Annotated in this window: 18 protein-coding genes; 12 read left to right on the top strand and 6 right to left on the bottom strand. The window is 63.2% G+C overall.

Annotated elements, in window-relative coordinates; genetic code table 11:
- Positions 1 to 7: 7 nt before the first annotated feature.
- The 5 genes from AAC077_RS14300 (at position 8) to AAC077_RS14280 (ending at position 5,179) form a co-directional block, all read left to right on the top strand.
- Positions 8 to 700 carry a phosphatidylserine decarboxylase gene (locus AAC077_RS14300; RefSeq protein ID WP_339770739.1) on the top strand — a complete coding sequence of 231 codons (693 nt, stop codon included), beginning with the start codon at positions 8 to 10 and terminating at the stop codon, positions 698 to 700.
- A complete protein-coding gene (locus AAC077_RS14295; RefSeq protein WP_339770737.1) occupies positions 697 to 1,464 on the top strand; it encodes a phosphatidylcholine/phosphatidylserine synthase in 768 nt (255 codons plus the stop codon). Before AAC077_RS14300 ends, AAC077_RS14295 begins: the two co-directional genes overlap by 4 nt.
- A complete protein-coding gene (locus AAC077_RS14290; RefSeq protein ID WP_339770735.1) occupies positions 1,445 to 2,101 on the top strand; it encodes a response regulator transcription factor in 657 nt (218 codons plus the stop codon). Before AAC077_RS14295 ends, AAC077_RS14290 begins: the two co-directional genes overlap by 20 nt.
- Complete coding sequence (locus AAC077_RS14285) at positions 2,101 to 3,486, top strand: HAMP domain-containing sensor histidine kinase (RefSeq protein WP_339770733.1); 1,386 nt, start codon at positions 2,101 to 2,103, stop codon at positions 3,484 to 3,486. The genes AAC077_RS14290 and AAC077_RS14285 overlap by 1 nt, the downstream gene beginning before the upstream one ends.
- Before the next feature lie 97 nt (positions 3,487 to 3,583).
- On the top strand, positions 3,584 to 5,179 hold the full coding sequence (locus AAC077_RS14280) for a class I adenylate-forming enzyme family protein (protein ID WP_339770731.1): 1,596 nt from the start codon (positions 3,584 to 3,586) through the stop codon (positions 5,177 to 5,179).
- On the opposite strand, the gene AAC077_RS14275 is transcribed toward AAC077_RS14280, so the two are convergent.
- Positions 5,176 to 5,826 carry a TetR/AcrR family transcriptional regulator gene (locus tag AAC077_RS14275; RefSeq protein WP_339770729.1) on the bottom strand — a complete coding sequence of 217 codons (651 nt, stop codon included), beginning with the start codon at positions 5,824 to 5,826 and terminating at the stop codon, positions 5,176 to 5,178. The two genes, AAC077_RS14280 and AAC077_RS14275, sit on opposite strands and share 4 nt — an antisense overlap.
- A 296-nt stretch (positions 5,827 to 6,122) precedes the next feature.
- On the opposite strand from AAC077_RS14275, the gene AAC077_RS14270 reads away from it, so the two are divergent.
- From AAC077_RS14270 to AAC077_RS14240, 7 genes are all read left to right on the top strand, one after another.
- The gene (locus AAC077_RS14270; RefSeq protein ID WP_339770727.1) at positions 6,123 to 7,277 is read left to right on the top strand and encodes a C4-dicarboxylate TRAP transporter substrate-binding protein; all 1,155 of its coding nucleotides are present in this window, start codon (positions 6,123 to 6,125) and stop codon (positions 7,275 to 7,277) included.
- 75 nt (positions 7,278 to 7,352) lie between these two features.
- A complete protein-coding gene (locus AAC077_RS14265; RefSeq protein WP_339770725.1) occupies positions 7,353 to 7,904 on the top strand; it encodes a TRAP transporter small permease in 552 nt (183 codons plus the stop codon).
- The gene (locus AAC077_RS14260; RefSeq protein WP_339770723.1) at positions 7,897 to 9,207 is read left to right on the top strand and encodes a TRAP transporter large permease; all 1,311 of its coding nucleotides are present in this window, start codon (positions 7,897 to 7,899) and stop codon (positions 9,205 to 9,207) included. Before AAC077_RS14265 ends, AAC077_RS14260 begins: the two co-directional genes overlap by 8 nt.
- A 374-nt stretch (positions 9,208 to 9,581) precedes the next feature.
- Positions 9,582 to 10,076, top strand: coding sequence for a spore coat U domain-containing protein (locus AAC077_RS14255; protein WP_339770721.1), 495 nt, complete (start codon positions 9,582 to 9,584; stop codon positions 10,074 to 10,076).
- A 14-nt stretch (positions 10,077 to 10,090) separates the two neighbouring features.
- The gene (locus AAC077_RS14250; RefSeq protein ID WP_339770720.1) at positions 10,091 to 10,543 is read left to right on the top strand and encodes a fimbria/pilus periplasmic chaperone; all 453 of its coding nucleotides are present in this window, start codon (positions 10,091 to 10,093) and stop codon (positions 10,541 to 10,543) included.
- Positions 10,544 to 10,618: 75 nt separating this feature from the next.
- Complete coding sequence (locus AAC077_RS14245) at positions 10,619 to 13,054, top strand: fimbria/pilus outer membrane usher protein (protein WP_339770718.1); 2,436 nt, start codon at positions 10,619 to 10,621, stop codon at positions 13,052 to 13,054.
- Complete coding sequence (locus AAC077_RS14240) at positions 13,051 to 13,977, top strand: spore coat U domain-containing protein (protein ID WP_339770716.1); 927 nt, start codon at positions 13,051 to 13,053, stop codon at positions 13,975 to 13,977. Before AAC077_RS14245 ends, AAC077_RS14240 begins: the two co-directional genes overlap by 4 nt.
- 340 nt (positions 13,978 to 14,317) lie before the next feature.
- Here the strand turns inward: AAC077_RS14240 and AAC077_RS14235 are convergent, their stop codons facing one another.
- Genes AAC077_RS14235 through AAC077_RS14215 form a run of 5 tightly spaced genes read right to left on the bottom strand, consistent with a single transcriptional unit; the run spans position 14,318 to position 18,383 of the window.
- Positions 14,318 to 15,463 (bottom strand): alpha-D-ribose 1-methylphosphonate 5-triphosphate diphosphatase, encoded by a 1,146-nt coding sequence (locus AAC077_RS14235; RefSeq protein WP_339770714.1) that lies wholly within the window; start codon positions 15,461 to 15,463, stop codon positions 14,318 to 14,320.
- Entirely contained in the window at positions 15,460 to 16,014 is a 555-nt protein-coding gene (gene phnN / locus AAC077_RS14230; RefSeq protein ID WP_339770712.1) for a phosphonate metabolism protein/1,5-bisphosphokinase (PRPP-forming) PhnN, read from the bottom strand. The genes AAC077_RS14235 and phnN overlap by 4 nt, the downstream gene beginning before the upstream one ends.
- A complete protein-coding gene (gene phnL / locus AAC077_RS14225) occupies positions 16,011 to 16,694 on the bottom strand; it encodes a phosphonate C-P lyase system protein PhnL (RefSeq protein WP_339770710.1) in 684 nt (227 codons plus the stop codon). The genes phnN and phnL overlap by 4 nt, the downstream gene beginning before the upstream one ends.
- 52 nt (positions 16,695 to 16,746) lie before the next feature.
- The gene (gene phnK, locus AAC077_RS14220; RefSeq protein ID WP_339770709.1) at positions 16,747 to 17,517 is read right to left on the bottom strand and encodes a phosphonate C-P lyase system protein PhnK; all 771 of its coding nucleotides are present in this window, start codon (positions 17,515 to 17,517) and stop codon (positions 16,747 to 16,749) included.
- Positions 17,514 to 18,383: an alpha-D-ribose 1-methylphosphonate 5-phosphate C-P-lyase PhnJ gene (locus tag AAC077_RS14215; RefSeq protein WP_339770707.1), complete on the bottom strand. Its 870-nt coding sequence runs from the start codon at positions 18,381 to 18,383 to the stop codon at positions 17,514 to 17,516. Before AAC077_RS14215 ends, phnK begins: the two co-directional genes overlap by 4 nt.
- Positions 18,384 to 18,402: the final 19 nt, after the last annotated feature.

Genomic DNA, 18,402 nt, shown 5'->3' with positions numbered 1-18,402 from the left:
TTTACTGATGAATATGCTGAAAATCGTCGCGGTTCCCATGCACAAAGAGGGCCGCAAATTCGTCGCCATCTTTGCCGCGATTGCCGTTGTTCTTGGATTGCTGTGGGCGCCGCTGTTCTGGGTTGGCGCGGGCGTGACCGTGTGGTGCTATTACTTCTTCCGCGATCCGGTGCGGGTGATCCCGCAACAGCCCGGTCTGGTGGTGTCGCCCGCCGATGGCATCGTGTCACTGATCCAGGATGTCGTCCCCGAAGAGGGGCTGGGTCTGGGCACCGAACCGCTGACCCGCGTGTCGGTGTTCATGAACGTTTTCAATTGCCACGTGAACCGCGCGCCCATCGCGGGCAAGGTGCTGCACATCATCTACCGTCACGGCAAATTCGTGAATGCCTCGCTGGACAAGGCCAGCATTCACAACGAACGCAACAGCCTGACCATCGAAGCCCCCGATGGCACCCGCATCGGCGTGGTGCAGATCGCGGGTCTTGTGGCGCGGCGCATCGTCTGTTTCGTCAAAGAGGGCGACAGTCTGCAAGCGGGCCACCGCTTTGGCCTGATCCGCTTTGGCAGCCGTCTGGATGTCTACCTGCCCAAAGGCGTGTCGCCGCTGGTCAGTGTCGGACAAACGGCTGTCGCCGGTGAAACCATTCTGGCCGATCTGGCCGACCCCACACGTCAACGCGCAGGCATCGCCGAATGACCGAAACACCCCCCCGCCTCAAACTGCGCCACATCGTGCCCAGCATGGTCACGGTCTTTGCCATCTGTGCCGGCATGACCTCGATCCGCATGAGCCTGGACGGGCGCATCGAAATGGCGCTGTATTTCATCCTGATCGCGGTGTTCCTGGACGCCGCCGACGGCAAACTGGCGCGCTTTCTCGACAGCGCCAGCCCTTTCGGCGCCGAACTGGACACGCTGGCCGATTTCTTCAACTTCGGGATCGTGCCGGGCATCTTGCTGTACAACACGCTGTACATCGGCACCGCGGATTCCAACCTTGGGTTTCTGGCCTGTCTGGTGCTGGCCGTCTGCTGTGCTCTGCGGCTGGCGCGGTTCAACCTGTCGGCCAAAGCCACCGATGTCACGCTGAAGAAAGACGACCACTTTGTCGGTGTCCCGGCCCCCGCGCTGGCCTGTCTGGCGCTGATGCCGGTGTTCTTCTACCTGCACGGCTGGACCGAGACCAACTTTCCACTGCTGCGCGCGGCCTATATCATCGGCGTCGGCTTTCTGGCGATCAGCACGATCCCCACGATTTCGATCAAACACGCCAGCATCAAACGCGCGCACCTGTCGTTCGCGCTGGTGGGGGTGGTGGCGCTGGTCGTGTGCCTGATGGTCTATCCGTGGCCAACACTGATCGTGGCCAACTGTCTGTATCTGGCCTCGTTGCCCTATTCCTATCTGGCGCAGGAAAAGCGAAAGAAACGGCAGGAAGACAATGCGCATCCTTCTGATTGAGGACGAGGCGGCGCTGGCCCGGCCGCTGAAAGAGCATCTGGAAGCGGACCAGAACATCGTCGAATGGTTCGGCACACTGGACGAGGCCGACGCCGCCATCCGCACCACCGACTACGACGTGGTGCTGCTGGACCTGCAATTGCCCGACGGCGACGGGCTGGGGTTTCTCAGCACGCTGCGGGGCAGGGCGCTGCGCACCCCCATCATCATCCTGACCGCCCGCGACAAGGTGTCGGACCGCATCGACGGGCTGAACCGCGGTGCCGATGATTACGTCATCAAACCCTTCGATCTGGACGAGGTCAAAGCCCGCATTCACACCGTCTGCCGCCGCAGCGCCGACCAGATCGCCCAGACCGTGCAACTGCGCGACCTTGTGGTGAACATGACCGACCACAGCGTCATTCGCGCAGGCCAGCCCGTGCGCCTGACCGCCAAGGAATGGGGCGTGCTCGAAGTGCTGCTGCGCCGCAAACCGCAGATCGTCGCCAGGGAAAACCTTGAAACCGCGATCTATGCCTACGGCGAAGAGGTCGAAAGCAACGCGCTCGAAGCGCACATAAGCCGCCTGCGCACCAAACTGGGCAAAGACCTGATTACAACGCACCGTGGCATGGGCTATGCGTTGAACCCATGATGCGCCCTCGCAAAAGCCTGCTGCAATCGCTGTTCTCCTCGCTGTTGGTGCCGGGGATCGTGGTGATGGCGCTGGGGGTGTTCATCGTCTACCACGTTCTGAAAGACGAATATGACGAGCTTTTGGACTCCAGCCTGTCCAGCAAGGCCCACCTGCTGATCGAAATCATCGAGGAAACACGCGCCCGGATCGGCGGCAACGATGCCACCGAACGGGCGTTGTCGCGTCTGCTGGCCTTTGAAAACGACGCCCGCGATCCGGCTGAACGCACCTTGTTTTGGTATCTCGACAGCACCGGCGCGGTCGTCGCGCGGTCTGCATCGGCCCAAGGGCTGTCCCCGCCCGCGCCGCTGGTGCCGGGGTTCAGCACCGCACAGCATCACCGTGTGTTCGTGCTGGCCCCACGGCGCGACGGGGCAGGCACCGTGATCGTCGCGGAACCCATGATCGAGCGCAACGAGGCGATCACCGACGTGGTCATCGGCGTGGTCGTCGGCTTTGGCCTGCTGGGGCTGTTGTTCGCCATCGCGTCCTTCTGGGCGGTGCGCCGGTCGGTCGCCATGATCGCCAAGCTTAGCGACAACATCGCGCAAAAGAACGAATACAACCTGTCGCCCATCGACCGGAACAACGCCTTTGTCGAAATCACCCCCGCCATCGACACGCTGGACACGCTGATGTCGCGGCTGGATGTCGTGCTGGCCGCCGAGCGTGCCTTTGCCACCAACGCGGCGCACGAACTGCGCACCCCCGTGGCCATCTGTCTGGCCCATGTCCAGCGGCTGCGCACCCAGTTGGCCGATCCGGCCCAAACAGCCAATGTCGCGGAAATCGAGGCCGGGTTGAAACGGCTGGTCCGCTTGATCGAACGGCTGCTGCAAATGTCGCGGGCGCAGTCCGGGCTGGGCCTGACTGCGGTGGGGGCCGACATCAACCCGGTCATTGCGCTGATGATGAACGAACTGCAACGCCGCGACGTCGTCCCCGATGCGCTGGTGCTCAAGCCGCCGACCGGCACATGGCCCAGCCGGATCGACCCCGACGCGCTGGGGATCATCCTGAGCAACGTGTTCGACAACGCGCTGAAATATGCCGCAGGGCCTGGGCCGACGGTTGTTGACGCCAGCCAGCACGGCAAGGTGGTCGTGTCCAATGACTGTGACCCGCTGACGCCCTCCGACCTGAACGCGATCAAGACCCGTTTCGTCCGCAAAACCACGCTGTCAGACGGGTACGGGCTGGGCCTGTCCATCGTACAGGATCTGTGCACCCAATCCGGCTGTACGTTTGAAATCTTCTCGCCGCGTGCTGGCAGTTCGCGCGGCTTTGCCGCCGTGCTGACACTGCCCCGCCAGCAGACCGGCGCACCCGGCGCGCAGGGTTGATTTTCCAAATGCCGCAACGGCGCGCGCGCGACCGGATTGAGTTTCCCCTGACTTGGCTGGCATGTATCGCTTCACGTCAAGTGGGAGGACACACGGCATGACAAACTGGGCATCACAGATCACCGATCGGATCACGCGCGAGACACATTTTGGCCGCGAGGGGCTGAAATGCTTTGCCGACAGGCCTGCGAACCTGAACGACATGCTGCAACAGGCCGTGGACCGCAACGCCGGTGGCGAGGCGCTGGTCTGCGACGATGTCCGGCTGTCCTACGAAGGACTTGACGCCCAAGTGGGGGCCGTGGCCGCAGGGCTGGCGGCCCACGGTGTGCAACAGGGCGACCGCGTGGCGCTGGTGTCGGGCAACACGCCCGAATTCCTGATCGTCTTGATGGCGGCCCTGCGCCTGGGGGCCATCGCCGTTCCGATCAACGTGCGCGAAGGCACGCCCGAACTTGCACATATCCTGAACGACTGTGGCGCCATGCTGCTGGTCCACGACACCGATGTCGCGGCCAAACTGCCCGCGCCTGATACGGTCACACAGATCAAGCATCGGTTTTGCATAGAGGGTGCCGTAGACGAATCGCGAGACTACGCCGCCCTGACCGCACATGACGCGCAGGCCAGTGCCGCCCATGTCGACCCCGAAGACACCGCCGTGATCCTCTACACCTCGGGGACAACGGGCCAGCCCAAGGGCGCGATGCTGGCGCATCTGAACATCATCCACTCGGCCATGCATTTCGAGCTGTGCATGGAGCTGGGCGCGCAGGAACGCTCGTTGCTGGCGGTGCCTGCGTCCCATGTGACGGGGCTGGTGGCGACGCTGTTCACCATGCTGCGCACCGCGGGGTGCAGCGTGATCCTGCGCGCCTTCAAGGCCGATACCTTTCTGGAACTTGCAGCCCGCGAGAAGGTGACCCAGACGCTGATGGTGCCCGCGATGTACAACCTGTTTCTGCTGCGCTGCAACGTTGCCGACTACGATCTGGATCACTGGCGCATTGGCGGCTACGGCGGCGCACCCATGGCGCATTCGACCATTGCCGAACTTTCCGAAAAGCTGCCCAACCTGACACTTGTCAACGCATATGGCGCAACCGAGCTTAGCTCGCCCGCGACCATCATGCCGCTGGGTCAGGGGCATATCCGCGCCGACAGCGTGGGACATGCCGTGCCCTGTGCCGAGATCCGCATCGTCGACGAGACGGGCCGCGACGTCGCCACCGGCGAACATGGCGAGCTGTGGATAAAGGGGCCGATGGTGGTGCCGGGCTATTGGAACAATCCCGAAAAAACCGCCGCCGAATTCCACGACGGCTTCTGGAAAAGCGGCGACGTCGGCTCGTGCGATGCCGACGGTTTCATTCAGCTGCACGACCGCCGCAAGGACATGATCATTCGCGGCGGCTACAACATCTACAGCGCCGAGGTCGAAAACGCGCTGACCGCCCATCCGGCGGTGATCGAATGCGCGGCCATCGGCAGACCCGATCCCGTGCTGGGCGAAAAGATGCAGGTGTTCGTGCACAGCGCGGACCCGACCCTGGATGCGGACGCGGTCAAAGCCTTTTGCGCGACCCGTCTGGCCGACTATAAGACGCCCGACTTTGTCACCTTCAGCGCCGATCCCCTGCCGCGCAATGCCAACGGCAAGATCGTCAAAAAGGCGCTGCGCGATATGGTCTAGTCCGCGCGCAGCCCGCCCACGATCAGACCGGCCAGCGACACCGCAATCTTGTCGCGGTCGGCGCGTGTCTGGTCGGGCCGCACGCGGTACCAGTCCACCAGCCCGTTCAGCGCCCCCATGATCACACGGCCCGCCAAAGCGACGCTGGGCACCGACAGCGTGCCCGCGTCCTGTCCTTGTTGCAGGACCGCACGGTACAGCGCCTCGTAGTCGTTGCGCATGGCGATCAGATCGGCCAGCACCTTGCGCTCTGCCTCGGTCGCCGAGCCGCGCAGGTACACGTCCACCCCCAGCCGGATGGTGCGCTGAAAGGGCAGGGTGTCCATCATCACGTGCCCGTGCGCTGTGGCCATGCGGGTCAGCTTCTCTGGGGCGGGAATGTCCTGTTCCAACAGCGGCAGAACTGCGTCAAAACAATATTCCATCGCCTGCCGATAGACGGCAAAGTAAATCTCGTTCTTGGACGCAAAGTGGTGGTAAACGCGCCCCTTGGTCGACCCCAGCACGTGCGCGATTTCGTCCACCGTCGCCTTTTCCAACCCGTGCTGCATAAAGCAGACCGCAGCCGCGTGAATGATCTGTTGCTGGCTTTCGATGCTGCGCCGCGACAAATGCCTGCCCTCGGGCGCGGAAGCTGGCTGCGACATCCTAAACCCGCGCCCCGCAGGTCGGATCATCCACCGTCAGGACGGTTCTCAAGGTCATTTTGAAATGCTCCGTTGCGTCACTTTTGGATTTGCATCCTACCAGCTTGACACCACCACAAAAGCGTTAATTGTAGAAACATACTCGTGGGAATGTTTTTGCCGGACCCTCTGCGCAAGGACAACACCACGGGACGTTATGGCTTTGCGCGGTAGGGGAGAACCGCCTTGAGGCTGCACAGGGCCATAATCCCATGAATATTTCACGGTTTCACGATACCCGCTCGGGAGGAGCATTTATGAAACGCAACACGACCAAGACTGTCATCACAACGCTTGGGGCCGCCCTGATCGCGGCCACGCCTGTCCTCGCCAAAGAGAAACTGAACTTTGCCTACGGCTATCCGAACAACTCGGCTGTCGGTCTGGCTGTCGACGACTATGCCGCCGCAGTCGAGGAACGCTCTGCCGGCAACATCTCGGTCACCGGCTTTGCCATGTCGTTGCTCAGCCTGCCCGAAACCAGCCCCGGCGTGCGCGACAGCCTGGCCGATGTGGGCTTTGTGCTTACGCCGTATTACCCGGCCGAATACAGCACCAACCTGTTCCTGCACGAACAGAACCTGCTGATCAATCTGGCCGAAAACCCCACCGGCAAAGAGCCGTTGGCCTTCACCGGTGCGATGCTGGAATATACGTTCAACAACTGCCCCGAGTGCATGGACGAATTCAAAGCCCAGAACCAGGTTTATACCGGCGGCGGCGTGACCCCGCTGTATAACATGCTGTGCAAAGACACGTCGATCACCACCATCGAAGACCTCAAAGGCAAGCGCCTGCGCGCCGGTGGCGCGGGCTTTGTCCGCTTTGCCGAACATTTCGGCGCCCAGGGCGTGCGCCTGCCGGTGAACGAAGTTTATGAAGCGCTGGATCAGGGCATTCTGGACTGCGCCATGCTCAGTGCGCCAGAGTTGACCAACTACAACCTGTACGAAGTTGTCACCGACATCACGCTGGATGTGCCGGGCGGTGCCTTTGCCGGCGTGGCCTCGGCCAACGTGAACGCCGACCGCTGGAAAGCCATGAGCACCGAAGACCGCGAGGCCCTGTTGTGGGGTGGCAGCGTCATGACGGCTGCGACAACTTGGAACTTCTACAGCGACGACAGCGCCGCTGTGCAGAAATCGCGTGATCTGGGCATTGCCTTCCACGAACCCACGCCCGAGCTTCTTGCAGCTGTGAAAGAGTTTGCAGCGCAGGATCTGAAAACCGTGTCGGGCCTTTTCAAGGACACCTACGGTGTTGAACGCGCGGAAGAGATTACCGCCGAATTCGCGCCGATCCTTGAAAAATGGTACGGTCTGGTTGGCGACATTTCCTCGCAGGAAGAGCTGCAACAGCTTTACTGGGATCAAGTGCTGTCCAAGGTCGATCCGGCCACATACGGCCAGTAATCCGATCCGATGACGGGGGCGCAGGCTGTGGCCTTGCGCCCCTTTTCCTATATCCGAACAAGGAAACTCACTGCGATGAAACCGATTGGTAAGCTCATCTCGTGGATGGTCGCGGGGGCCTCTGGCATCGCGGGCATCATGGTGCTTATGCTTGTGATCCACGTCACGCTTGACGTGCTGATGCGCTTTATGTTCTCGACGCCGCTTGATGCGACGATCCTGTATGTCTCGGCCTTTTACATGGTCGCCATCGCGTTCCTGCCGCTGGGGCTGGTCGAAGAAAAAGACAGCCACATCGCCGTGGAACTGCTGGTCGAAAAACTGCCCAATTCCGTTCAAAGCGTTCTGGCCTTTGTCGCGCTGCTGCTGACCGCCGTGGTCATGGCCGCCGTCGCTGTGCGCACAGGTCAGGAAGCCATGTCGAAATATGCAGCCGGGGCCTATTCCATCGAAGCCAGCGGCAAGGTGATCATCTGGCCCACCTATTTCGTGCTGCCCGTTGGCTTTGGCCTGATGGCGCTGGTGGCGGCGTGGAAGCTGATCGCCCTGTCGCTGGGCCGCGACAGTGGCCTGAGCATCCTGACCGTCGAAGACCCCTATCTGTCGAAAGAAACGCCTGATGTCTGAACTTCAAATCGCGGGCCTGTTCATCGGCGCCCTGTTTTTTCTGATCCTCATGCGTATCCCGATCGGTGTGTCGCTGATTGCCGTGTCCTTTGCCGGACTGTGGTCGATGTTCAACTGGAACATCGCGTGGGGATCGCTGGGCATCGTGCCCTATAACTTTGCCAACAGCTGGGTGCTCAGCTCGATCCCCGCATTCCTGCTGATGGGGTTCATCTGCTACCACACCAAATTGACCCAAGGGCTGTTCAGCGCGGCGCAGGTCTGGTTGTCGGGGCTGCCCGGCGGGCTGGCCATCGCCTCGGTCTTTGGTTGCGCGGGCTTTGCGGCGGTCACCGGCTCGTCCGTGGCCTGTTCGGCGGCCATGGGCAAGATCGCGGTGCCCGAGATGATCCGCCATCGCTACAGCGCCGAACTGGCCACCGGCACGGTTGCCGCGGCAGGCACCATCGGCGCGCTGATCCCGCCGTCGATCCTGATGATCCTTTACGGCATCATCTCGCGCCAGTCGGTCAGCCAGCTTTTCCTGGGCGGGCTGGTGGTGGGGGTCATCACCCTGATCGCCTATGTCCTGCTGATCGTGGTGCGGGTCAAACTGAACCCCGACCTGGCCCCGCCGGTCCACACCCAGGCCACCCGCGCCCAGAAGATCCGCGCGCTGGGCCAGACGTGGCCGGTGCTGCTGATCGTGATCGGTGTCTTTGCGGGCCTCTTTGGCGGCGTCTTCACCCCGACCGAGGCCGGAGCCATCGGTGCCACGCTGTCCGCGCTGGTGGCGCTGGTCTACCGCACGCTGACGCTCAAGGCGCTGCGCATGGCCGTTGTGGAAACCATCACCACAACCGCCGCCTTGCTGATCATTGCCGTCGGGGCCAGCCTGCTGACCCGTTTTCTGGCGCTGTCCGGTATTGGCGACGCGCTGTCGTCATCCATCCTGTCGTTCGGCGTGTCGCCCGTGCTGATCATGGTGGGCATCGTGGTTGTATACCTGCTGCTGGGCATGATGCTGGAACCCGTGGGGGCCATGCTGCTGACCCTGCCCGTGGTGCTGCCATTGGTGGACGAAACCGGCTTTAGCCTGCTGTGGTTCGGCGTGGTGCTGGTGAAGCTGCTGGAAATCGGCATGATCACCCCGCCGATGGGGATGAACGTGTTCGTGATCAAAGGCGTGGTGGGCAATATCGCATCGCTGTCCACCATCTTCAAAGGCGTGTTCTGGTTTGTCATCGTCGATCTGCTGATCGTGGCCGTGCTGATCGCCTATCCGGACATTGTCCTGTTTCTGCCGCAGATGTTCGCCAAATAGGACGGGGGGGCCGACCCTCCCGAGCCCAGGGCGGTTGCTTCACGCAGCCGCCCTTTTTGTGCCAGCGTGCTGAATGAACGAATTCTGCCGCATTCTTATTGCCACCGATACGTGAACAATCCCGCCCCAACGCTGCCGAGACGCAAAGGTTTCGCCTCAATTTTAGGAATATCCGGCCCCCTTTGCAATCATAGGGAGATCGGAGGGCGCCAGCTCTAACCCCTTGTTTATATGATCTGTTGCGCAGTCAAGCTTCGGCGTAATTCCCAGACAGTGCCTCAGTCCTGCCTCAAAGTTTAGTGAAAACTCCGGCAGTTGCCCAAGCCGGTCCAGCAGGATCGTTTCGGGTCTGTAACTAGTAGCAAGAGGTTATTATGAACTACATTACTCCCAAATTCGGGGCCCTGATGGGCGCCATGTTGGCCGTTGCAGCGCCCGCCTATGCGGCAGACACTGTAACGTCCAACCTTGGTGTGTCGGCCGTCGTTCTCGACACCTGCACGCTGAACGCAGCCACCGCGCTGTCCTTTGCCAGTATCGACAACAGCACGGCCACCTCGCAGGCCGTTCCCGGCTCGCTGGCCGTGATCTGCACGTCGACACGCAGCGACATTTCGGTCTCGCTCAGCGCAGGCGAGAACGCCAGCGGCGGCACCCGCCGCATGATCAGCACCGACGGCAATTTCCTGCCCTATTCGGTCTACGCGGACGCGGGTCACTCCAGCGCCATTGCCGCGGCTGAAAATATCTATTCGGGCGATGTCAGCGCCGCGATCCCGCTGGTCATTCCCGTTTATGGCCAGATCCCCGCAGGCAGCTACAACGCAGGCCTGTATTCCGACACCATTCTTGTCACGCTGACATACTGAGGAAAGGACAGGACATGAAACAGTCGAGCATCAAAACCACAGCCCTGCGGTCCATCGGTTTCGGCGCGGCCTTGCTGTCGCTTGGCCCGCTGGCCGCACCGGCGGCCCTTGCCGAAAGCCTGTCGGTCTCTCCGACCCGCATGGAAGTGCCCGCATCGAACCAGACCACGCTGACACTCAAGGCAGACGGCAAAGAAGCCTCGGTTCTGCAATTGCGCGTCATGGAATGGAAAGAGGGCCAGGACCCCAGCAAAATGAAAGCCACCCGCGACGTGGTGATCAGCCCGCCTGCGGCCCGTCTGAACCCGCGCGAGGAATTGACCGTGCGCGTTGTGCGCACCAAAAAGCGCGCCGTGCGTGGCCGCGAATGCTACCGCGTTCTGGTGGACCGTCTGCCCGGCAAAGAGCAAAGCGGCCAGGCCGTGAAGTTGCAGGTCCGGCATTCCGTGCCCCTGTGCTTTAGCTGACCCAACCCTGACGACACGACTTCCCAGGACAATCAGAGCCGTCAAGGCCAAACAGGCAATCGGGACCTTCATGTCATGGCGCACAAACGCCTTACACTCGCACTGTTGATGGGCGGGATTTGCGGACCTGTGTTCGCAATGCCCGAAACCATCGACGGCTATGAACCCTCCACCGAGGTGACACAGGCGGCATCCCTGGATGCCACGGCTGTCATCTCGGACGGGTTCTCTGACCTGGGGCAGGACACACCGCTGTTTCTGTTCGTGCTGATCAATGGCCGCGAGATTGGTCTGGTTGCCGAATTCATGGCGCACCCCGCCGAAAACCGCCTGTCCTCCACCCGCACCGAACTGGAAGAAATCGGCATCAAGGCCCCGGCGGGGCTGGGGGCGACTGTCTACCTTGACAACATCGCGGGCCTGACCTTCAACTACGACGCCACAGCGCAGAAAATCTATATCGAAGCGCCGTTTCAGGCGCTGGAACCGCGCGTGATCTCTGCCGCCAGCGCGCCGCCCTTCGAAACCCCCGACCGCACGTCGGGCGCGGTGCTGAACTATAGTGTCGCCGCCGATTTCAGCAGCAGCGACGGGATCTCGGACTTTGGTATGAACAACGTCAGCGCCGCACTGGACGGGCGGGTTTTCACGCCCTTCGGCACGCTGAATTCCACCGGCCTGTACCGCTTTGCGGGCGTGGGTGCGGACGACAACCGTTTTGTGCGTTTCGAAACCAACTTCGAAGTGGTCGATACCAAGCGCGCGCTGACCTATACCTTTGGCGACCTGACCACATCCGGCCTGCAATGGAGCCGCCCGATCCGCATGGGCGGCTTTCAGGTGCGCCGTGATTTCGGCCTGCGCAGCGATCTGGTCAAGGACCAGCGCCTGACCTTTTCGGGGGCCGCCGCCGTGCCCTCGACCGTCGATGTCTTCATCGACAACAACCGCGCCTATTCCACCAATGTCGACAGCGGCCCGTTCCGCATCGAGGATCTGCCGCTGCACACCGGTGCCGGCGATGCCACCATCGTGGTGCGCGACGAACAGGGCCGCGAGGAACGCCGCCGCGTGTCGTTCTTTACCGCGCGCAACCTGATCAAACCGGGCATGGCCGACTATGCGCTTGAAGTGGGCTATGCCCGCGAAGACTATGGCACATCCAGCAACAGCTATGGCGACGACCTGATCATATCGGGCAGCCTGCGCTACGGTTTCTCCGAAAAAATCACCCTCGAAAGCCACTTCGAGGCCACCCGCGATCTGGCCCTGTTGGGCGTCGGCGCGAACTTTGTCCCCTTTTCGCTGGGCGAAGTGTCGATGACCGCAGGGGCCAGCCAGTACAACGACGTCACCGCCGGTTTCGTCCACGCCACCGTGCGCACCACCGTGGCCGGCATCGACCTGAACGCCTCGACCCTGCGGTCGCAAGAAGGCTATGCCGATCTGGCGTCCGTCACCGGCATCGACCTGATTGCGGCAGGGGGCAATTCGTTGCTGGAAACGCCCCGCGCGCTGGACGTGCTGAGCCTGTCGGTGCCGCTGGCGCGCACCGGCTCGAAACTGGGGCTGAACTATGTGCACTCCGAACGGGCCACGGAAACCGACCGTATCGTGTCGCTGTCCGTGGGCCACACGCTGAAAGGTGGGCGCGGATCGCTCAGCCTGACCGGATCGCGCAACTTTGACACCGATGACAAGAAATTCGCGCTGAACCTGTCGATGCCGCTGGGCAACCGCACCCACCTGCGGTCGGGCGCGGGCCGCGACGAGACGGGGATGCAAACCGCCAGCCTTTACGTGTCCAAACCGCTGGGCGAAGACGTGGGCGACATCGGCTATGCCGCACAGCTTGAAAAACAGGGAAACACCTTCCTGGCCGGGGCGCGCGGCGATTACCGTGGCCGCTATGGCAAGATCGGGGCCGACATCAAGCTGTCGGACGATGCCACCTATATCCGCGGCGAGGCCGAAGGCGCGATCGTCTACACCGGCGGGCGCTTTGCGGCGGGCAACACCGTCACCGACGGTTTTGCCATCGTCGATGTGGGCGTGGCCGATGTGCCCGTCTACCTGCAAAACCGCCCCATCGCGCGCACCAACGGCAAGGGCGTCGCCGTGATCACCGGCGCGGCGTCGCACCAGCGCAGCCGGGTGTCGATCAACGTCAACGATCTGCCCGCCGACGCCTCGGTCGGGGTGACAGCCGTCGACATCGTGCCGGGGCGCAACGCGGGCGAACTGGTCCGCTTTGACGGCAACGACGCGCCGTCGGTGCTGGCCGTGCTGCGCGACGCGAACGGGGCCGTGTTGCCCACGGGGGCGGCTGCTTTCCTGAACGGCTCGGACGATGAATTCATCGTGGGCTACGACGGCGTGGTCTGGCTGGAAGGCGTCAAACGCAACAACACCGTCAAGGTCCGCTATCAGGGCCAAAGCTGCACCGCGCGGTTCGTCTATCAAAAGACGGCAGCGATGCAGGACATGATCGACCCGGTGACCTGTAAATGAGCCGCCTTTTGTCCATATGCGCGGCCCTGCTGCTGGCCTGTGTGGTGATGACACCGCGCGCGGCGCAGGCGGCCTGTTCGGCCTCGGTCAGCAACATCAACTTCGGCTCCATCTCGGTGCGCAGCGGGGCGACCAACCGCACGTCGGGGACGATCACCGTGGAATGCCGGGGCGAGTTGCTGGACGTGGTGGGCGTGTGCCTGACCTTTGGCGCAGGGCAGGGCGGGGCCAGCAGCGGCAACAACCCGCGCTACATGCGCGGCGTCAACGGCGAGACATTGTCCTATCAATTGCGCCCCTTGGGCTACGGCGCAGGCTTTGGCGTGCTTGAACAAATCTACGTGCCGGTGGTCACCCTTCTGGGGTCCGGCAGCGCGCAGGTGCCGATCTATGCCGACATCACCAGCCGCAGCGTGTCGGTTGGCAGCGGCAGCTACAGTTCCACCTTTTCGGGCAGCGCCGACGTCTCGATGCGGTACGGTCTGGTCGCCTGCGACCTGCCGGGCAAGGCGGCCACCGTGCCGCCCTTTACCGTCAGCGCCGACGTGGTGCCAAGCTGTGAACTGGTGGTGTCGCCGATGGCCTTCGGCATCATTTCCAGCAGCATCCAACAGCCCAAGGACGCGTCGTCGTCCATCACTGTGCGCTGCACGTCCGACACCAACTACACGGTGTCGCTGGGCAGCGGTCAAAGCGGCGACACCGCGAACCGCATCCTGCGCAACGGCACCGAAACGCTGTCCTACGGCCTATACCGCGACGCAGGCCGCTCGGCCCCCTGGGGTGACACAGCAGGCACCCGCGCGGCGGGCTACGGCACCGGCACCGACAACGTCTTCACCGTCTACGGCCGCATCCCCGCAGGGCAGAACGCCTATGTCGGGGTGTACACGGACAATGTGGTGGTGACGGTGAATTATTGAGGGGGAGGTGCGGCGCGGATAACCCGATCCCCGCGCCCAGGACCACACCCCGAACCGACGGCGCTGGACTCCTCAGCGTTGCCGTCCACCTTGCCCTAACTTAGGCGCCAAAGCGCGGAACAAAACCGAAGGCTGCCGCGCATCGCCGGGCTGCCCGCCGGCACGGCGATTTGGTTGGTGTAGTGCCTGACAGAACGGTGGGATGTGTTTGGCTGGCATAAAGTGGCATGGACCAAGGTGGCATCGCCGCACCTCGGCCCGACAATGCACGGCTCCGTGTTTCATTGCGAAGGCCGGGGCGGGCTGTAGGGTCATGTCCGAACCCGCACCAGCCGCCCCCTCAAGCCACCCGCCGCCCTTCCGACCACACCGCCTGTACCAGCGGCGCGCCTTCCAGCAGGCCAAAGCGGATCAGGTCGGCCCGTTTGCCCACCGCAATCTCGCCCCGATCCGTCAGCCCCACGGACCGCGCAGGCGTCGCCGTGACCGTGGCAATCGCGCGGGCCATGTCGTCCCAGACATCCGCCAGTTGCACCGCCGCCTGCAACAGTGCCGCAGGCACGTAGTCCGACGACAGGATGTCCAGCAGCCCCGCCTGCGCCAGCTCCTGCGCCGCCACGTTGCCCGAATGCGACCCGCCGCGCACCAGATTGGGCGCGCCCATGATGTTGGCGATGCCCACCGCACGGCAGGCCGCTGCCGCCTCGACCGTGGTGGGGAATTCCGCAACCGCAACACCGTGCGCATGGCTGGCCGCGACCTGATCCGCCGTGGTGTCGTCGTGGCTGGCCAGCGTCGCACCATAGCGCGCCGCCGCTGCGACCGCCGCCGCCTCGTGCTTCGCCCCCAGCCGGTCCTGCAACCCGTACAGAAACGCCACATATTCGGCAAAGCCCTCGGCGGGCATGTTGTGCTTGCCGCGCACATAGGTCTCGAACTTCGACACATCGCGGAACTGCCGTTGCCCCGGCGTGTGGTCCATCAACGACACGATCCCGACCTTGTCGTCGGCCCCGAACTCGCCCAGCTCCTCCTCCAGCGTTTCCGAACAAATCTCGGCGCGCAGGTGGATGTGGTGGCTGATCTTCAGCGCCCCGCGGTTGCGCATGTCCAGAATTTCATCGGCCATCTGGCGGGCATATTTGCCATAGCGTTTGTGATCGCCCGACAGGATCGACCCCACGCGAATGGCGTCGAACACGGTGGTGATGCCGGTGCCGGCCAGCTCGCGGTCATGGGCCAGAATGGCAGCGCGGTGGGGCCAGTCGACCTTGGGGCGCGGCACCATGTGACGTTCCAGATTGTCGGTGTGCAGCTCGATCAGGCCGGGGGCCACGAAATCACCCGCGCAATCCAGCGCCGCCGACACGCCCGTGCCGCCCGAGGATACATCGGAAATCTTGCCGTCCCGCAGCACCACGGTGCCGGTGATCACATCGTCGGGCAGCACCACGCGGGCGTTGGTCAATACGGTCTCTTGGGTCATGTCAGTGTCACGTCTTTCTGTGGATAAAGAGCGCGCAGCGCCCGCTGTACCGTGTCCGCAATCGGACCGGAATTGTCGATATGTATCGCGTTGATGCCCCCGGGCAGGGCAAAGCCCGCGCGCGCCAGCCGTGCGTCGATCTCGCGGCCATCCTCACGGCCCCGCGCGGTCAGGCGCGCGCGCAGCACAGCAGGGCTGGCGGTCAGCAACAGCACCGGCATGGTGCCGAACCGCGCCTGTGCGGCCTCCAGCACAGACCGCGACAGGTTCACCAGCAGATCACGCCCCAGCGCCAGATCGCCGTCCACACTGGCCGGAATGCCGTACCGCAAACCATGCGCCTGCCAGCTTAGCGCGAATTCGCCCGCCGCCTGCATGCCCATGAACATCGGCACACTGACCGCGTCGTAATCCTCGCCGCCCGCGTCCGCCGCGCGGGTGATCACGCGCCGCACCAGCGACAGCTGCGGGGCCGCATCCACCAGCGCCTGCGTCACCGTGTCTTTGCCCACCCCCGACGGGCCGACAACGGCGATCATCCGCCCGCTCATGCCGCCATGCCGGGGGTAAAGGCCGCCGCATCAATCACCCGATCACAGACCCGGTCCCGCGCCGCCTCGTCGTGGAAGATGCCCACGATGGCAGCCCCGCGCGCCTTGGCCCCTTCGATCAGCGTCAGCACGACCTCGCGGTTGGTGGCGTCCAGACTGGCGGTGGGCTCGTCCAGCAACAGCACAGGATAGTCATAGGCAAAGCCGCGCGCGATGTTCACCCGCTGCTGTTCGCCGCCCGAAAACGTGGTGGGGCTTAGCCCCCACAACCGTTCGGGAATGTTCAACTGCGCCAGCAGGGCACGCGCACGCGCCTGTGCTGCGTCGCGGTTATGGCCGGTGCGCAACAGCGGCTCGGCCACCACGTCCAGCGTCGACACGCGCGGCACCACCCGCAGGAACTGGCTGACATAACCCAGCGTGTCCCGCCGCAACGCCAATATCTCGCGCGGCTGGGCGGTGGCCACGTCCACCCCACCGATGCGGATATGCCCCGACGCGGCCAGATAGTTGCCATAGAGCATCCGCATCAGCGTGGATTTCCCCGCGCCCGACGCGCCGATCAGCCCCACACATTCGCCCGCCGCCACATCGAACGCGGCCCCCTCCATCACCGGAATGACGGTGCCACCCTGATTGTGCAGGGTGAACGACTTGGACAGGTTTTCAACTTGGATCATTGTGTTAACCTACTGTTAATAAATATAAAATGTTTCGCGCGCGAAACATTTGTCACACCTGCAACACCGACGACACCAGCAACTGCGTATAGGCATGTTGCGGATCGTCCAAGACCTGATCGGTCAGCCCCGTCTCGACCACATGACCGTCTTTCATCACCATCAGCCGGTCGGCCAGCAGCCGCACCACGGCCAGATCATGTGTCACGATGATCGCACTCAACCCCATCTCGCGCACCAGCCCGCGCAACAGGTCCAGCAGCCGCGCCTGCACGCTGACGTCCAGACCGCCGGTGGGTTCGTCCATGAACACCAGCCGTGGCCCGGTGACCAGATTGCGCGCAATCTGCAAGCGTTGTTGCATGCCCCCCGAAAAGGCGGTGGGGCGGTCGTCGATGCGGTCGGCGTTGATCTCGACCCGGCCCAGCCAGTCGGTCGCGGTGTCGCGGATGCTGCCATAGTGGCGCGCGCCCACGGCCATCAGCCGCTCGCCCACGTTGCCGCCAGCACTGACGTTCATGCGCAGCCCGTCGCGGGCGTGCTGGTGGACAAACGCCCAGTCGGTGCGCCCCAGCATCCGCCGTTCCGGTTCGCGCATGGTCACGGTGTCGCGCAATCCGTCGGTCTTGGTGTCAAAGCGCACGGCACCCGCGTCGGGCGTCAGATGCCCCGCCAGACAGTTCAGCAAGGTCGACTTGCCCGACCCGCTTTCGCCCACGATCCCCATGACTTCACCGGGGTACAGATCGAACGACACGTCCGTACATCCCACCCGCGCGCCATAGTATTTTGCCACGCCTTCTACCTGCAAAAGCGGTGTCATGCCGCGTCCTCCTCAATCGGGACGCCCTGCGCGCCCACATGCCCCGCCGCGCGGCGGCCCTGGCAATAATCGGTGTCCGAACACATGAACAACCGCCCGCCGTCGTCATCGACAATCAACTCGTCCAGATAGCTGTCGGTCGCTCCGCACAGATCACAGGCGTGGTCCGCCTTGCTGGCCTCAAACGGGAAATCCTCGAAATCCAGACTGACGACTTTGCTATAGGGCGGCACTGCATAGATGCGTTGTTCCCGTCCCGCGCCGAACAGCTGGATCGCGGCCATCTCCAGCTTGGGGTTGTCAAACTTTGGAATGGGCGAGGGGTCCATGACATAGCGCCCCTCGACCTTCACCGGATAGGCATAGGACGTGGCAATCGCGCCGTGCTGGCTGATGTCCTCGTACAGCTTCACATGCATCAGCCCGTATTCTTCCAGACTGTGCATCTTGCGGGTCTCCACCTCGGACGGTTCCAGAAAGCGCAGCGGCTCGGGGATCGGCACTTGGTAAACCAGTATCTGATCGGCACGCAGCTCCTCTTCGGGAATGCGGTGGCGGGTCTGGATCACGCTGGCTTTCGCCGTCGCTTCGGTCACGGCCACGCCTGCGGTCTTCTCGAAGAACCGCCGGATCGACACCGCGTTGGTGGTGTCGTCGGCCCCTTGGTCGATCACCTTGAACGTGTCCTCGGGCGTCAACACAGCGGCAGACACCTGCACCCCGCCCGTGCCCCAGCCATAGGGCATCGGCATCTCACGGCTGGCAAATGGCACCTGATAGCCCGGTATCGCCAGCCCCTTGAGGATTGCGCGGCGGATCATCCGCTTGGTCTGCTCGTCCAGATAGGCAAAGTTGTAGTCAGTCATGAGAGTTTCTTTCCCAAGA

Source organism: uncultured Pseudosulfitobacter sp., from assembly GCF_963976325.1.
Classification (GTDB): domain Bacteria; phylum Pseudomonadota; class Alphaproteobacteria; order Rhodobacterales; family Rhodobacteraceae; genus Pseudosulfitobacter.
Note: the sequence above shows the minus strand (reverse complement) of the source record. Positions and strands in the feature narration are given on the sequence as shown.

Coding starts and splice junctions, on each gene's coding strand:
- AAC077_RS14245 (WP_339770718.1), top strand. CDS start 10,619: ATGGCGCACAAACGCCTTACACTCGCACTGTTGATGGGCGGGATTTGC.
- AAC077_RS14295 (WP_339770737.1), top strand. CDS start 697: ATGACCGAAACACCCCCCCGCCTCAAACTGCGCCACATCGTGCCCAGC.
- AAC077_RS14290 (WP_339770735.1), top strand. CDS start 1,445: ATGCGCATCCTTCTGATTGAGGACGAGGCGGCGCTGGCCCGGCCGCTG.
- AAC077_RS14260 (WP_339770723.1), top strand. CDS start 7,897: ATGTCTGAACTTCAAATCGCGGGCCTGTTCATCGGCGCCCTGTTTTTT.
- AAC077_RS14275 (WP_339770729.1), bottom strand. CDS start 5,826: ATGTCGCAGCCAGCTTCCGCGCCCGAGGGCAGGCATTTGTCGCGGCGC.
- phnL (WP_339770710.1), bottom strand. CDS start 16,694: ATGATCCAAGTTGAAAACCTGTCCAAGTCGTTCACCCTGCACAATCAG.
- AAC077_RS14240 (WP_339770716.1), top strand. CDS start 13,051: ATGAGCCGCCTTTTGTCCATATGCGCGGCCCTGCTGCTGGCCTGTGTG.
- AAC077_RS14270 (WP_339770727.1), top strand. CDS start 6,123: ATGAAACGCAACACGACCAAGACTGTCATCACAACGCTTGGGGCCGCC.
- phnK (WP_339770709.1), bottom strand. CDS start 17,517: ATGACACCGCTTTTGCAGGTAGAAGGCGTGGCAAAATACTATGGCGCG.
- phnN (WP_339770712.1), bottom strand. CDS start 16,014: ATGAGCGGGCGGATGATCGCCGTTGTCGGCCCGTCGGGGGTGGGCAAA.
- AAC077_RS14265 (WP_339770725.1), top strand. CDS start 7,353: ATGAAACCGATTGGTAAGCTCATCTCGTGGATGGTCGCGGGGGCCTCT.
- AAC077_RS14235 (WP_339770714.1), bottom strand. CDS start 15,463: ATGACCCAAGAGACCGTATTGACCAACGCCCGCGTGGTGCTGCCCGAC.
- AAC077_RS14215 (WP_339770707.1), bottom strand. CDS start 18,383: ATGACTGACTACAACTTTGCCTATCTGGACGAGCAGACCAAGCGGATG.
- AAC077_RS14285 (WP_339770733.1), top strand. CDS start 2,101: ATGCGCCCTCGCAAAAGCCTGCTGCAATCGCTGTTCTCCTCGCTGTTG.
- AAC077_RS14280 (WP_339770731.1), top strand. CDS start 3,584: ATGACAAACTGGGCATCACAGATCACCGATCGGATCACGCGCGAGACA.
- AAC077_RS14250 (WP_339770720.1), top strand. CDS start 10,091: ATGAAACAGTCGAGCATCAAAACCACAGCCCTGCGGTCCATCGGTTTC.
- AAC077_RS14300 (WP_339770739.1), top strand. CDS start 8: ATGAATATGCTGAAAATCGTCGCGGTTCCCATGCACAAAGAGGGCCGC.
- AAC077_RS14255 (WP_339770721.1), top strand. CDS start 9,582: ATGAACTACATTACTCCCAAATTCGGGGCCCTGATGGGCGCCATGTTG.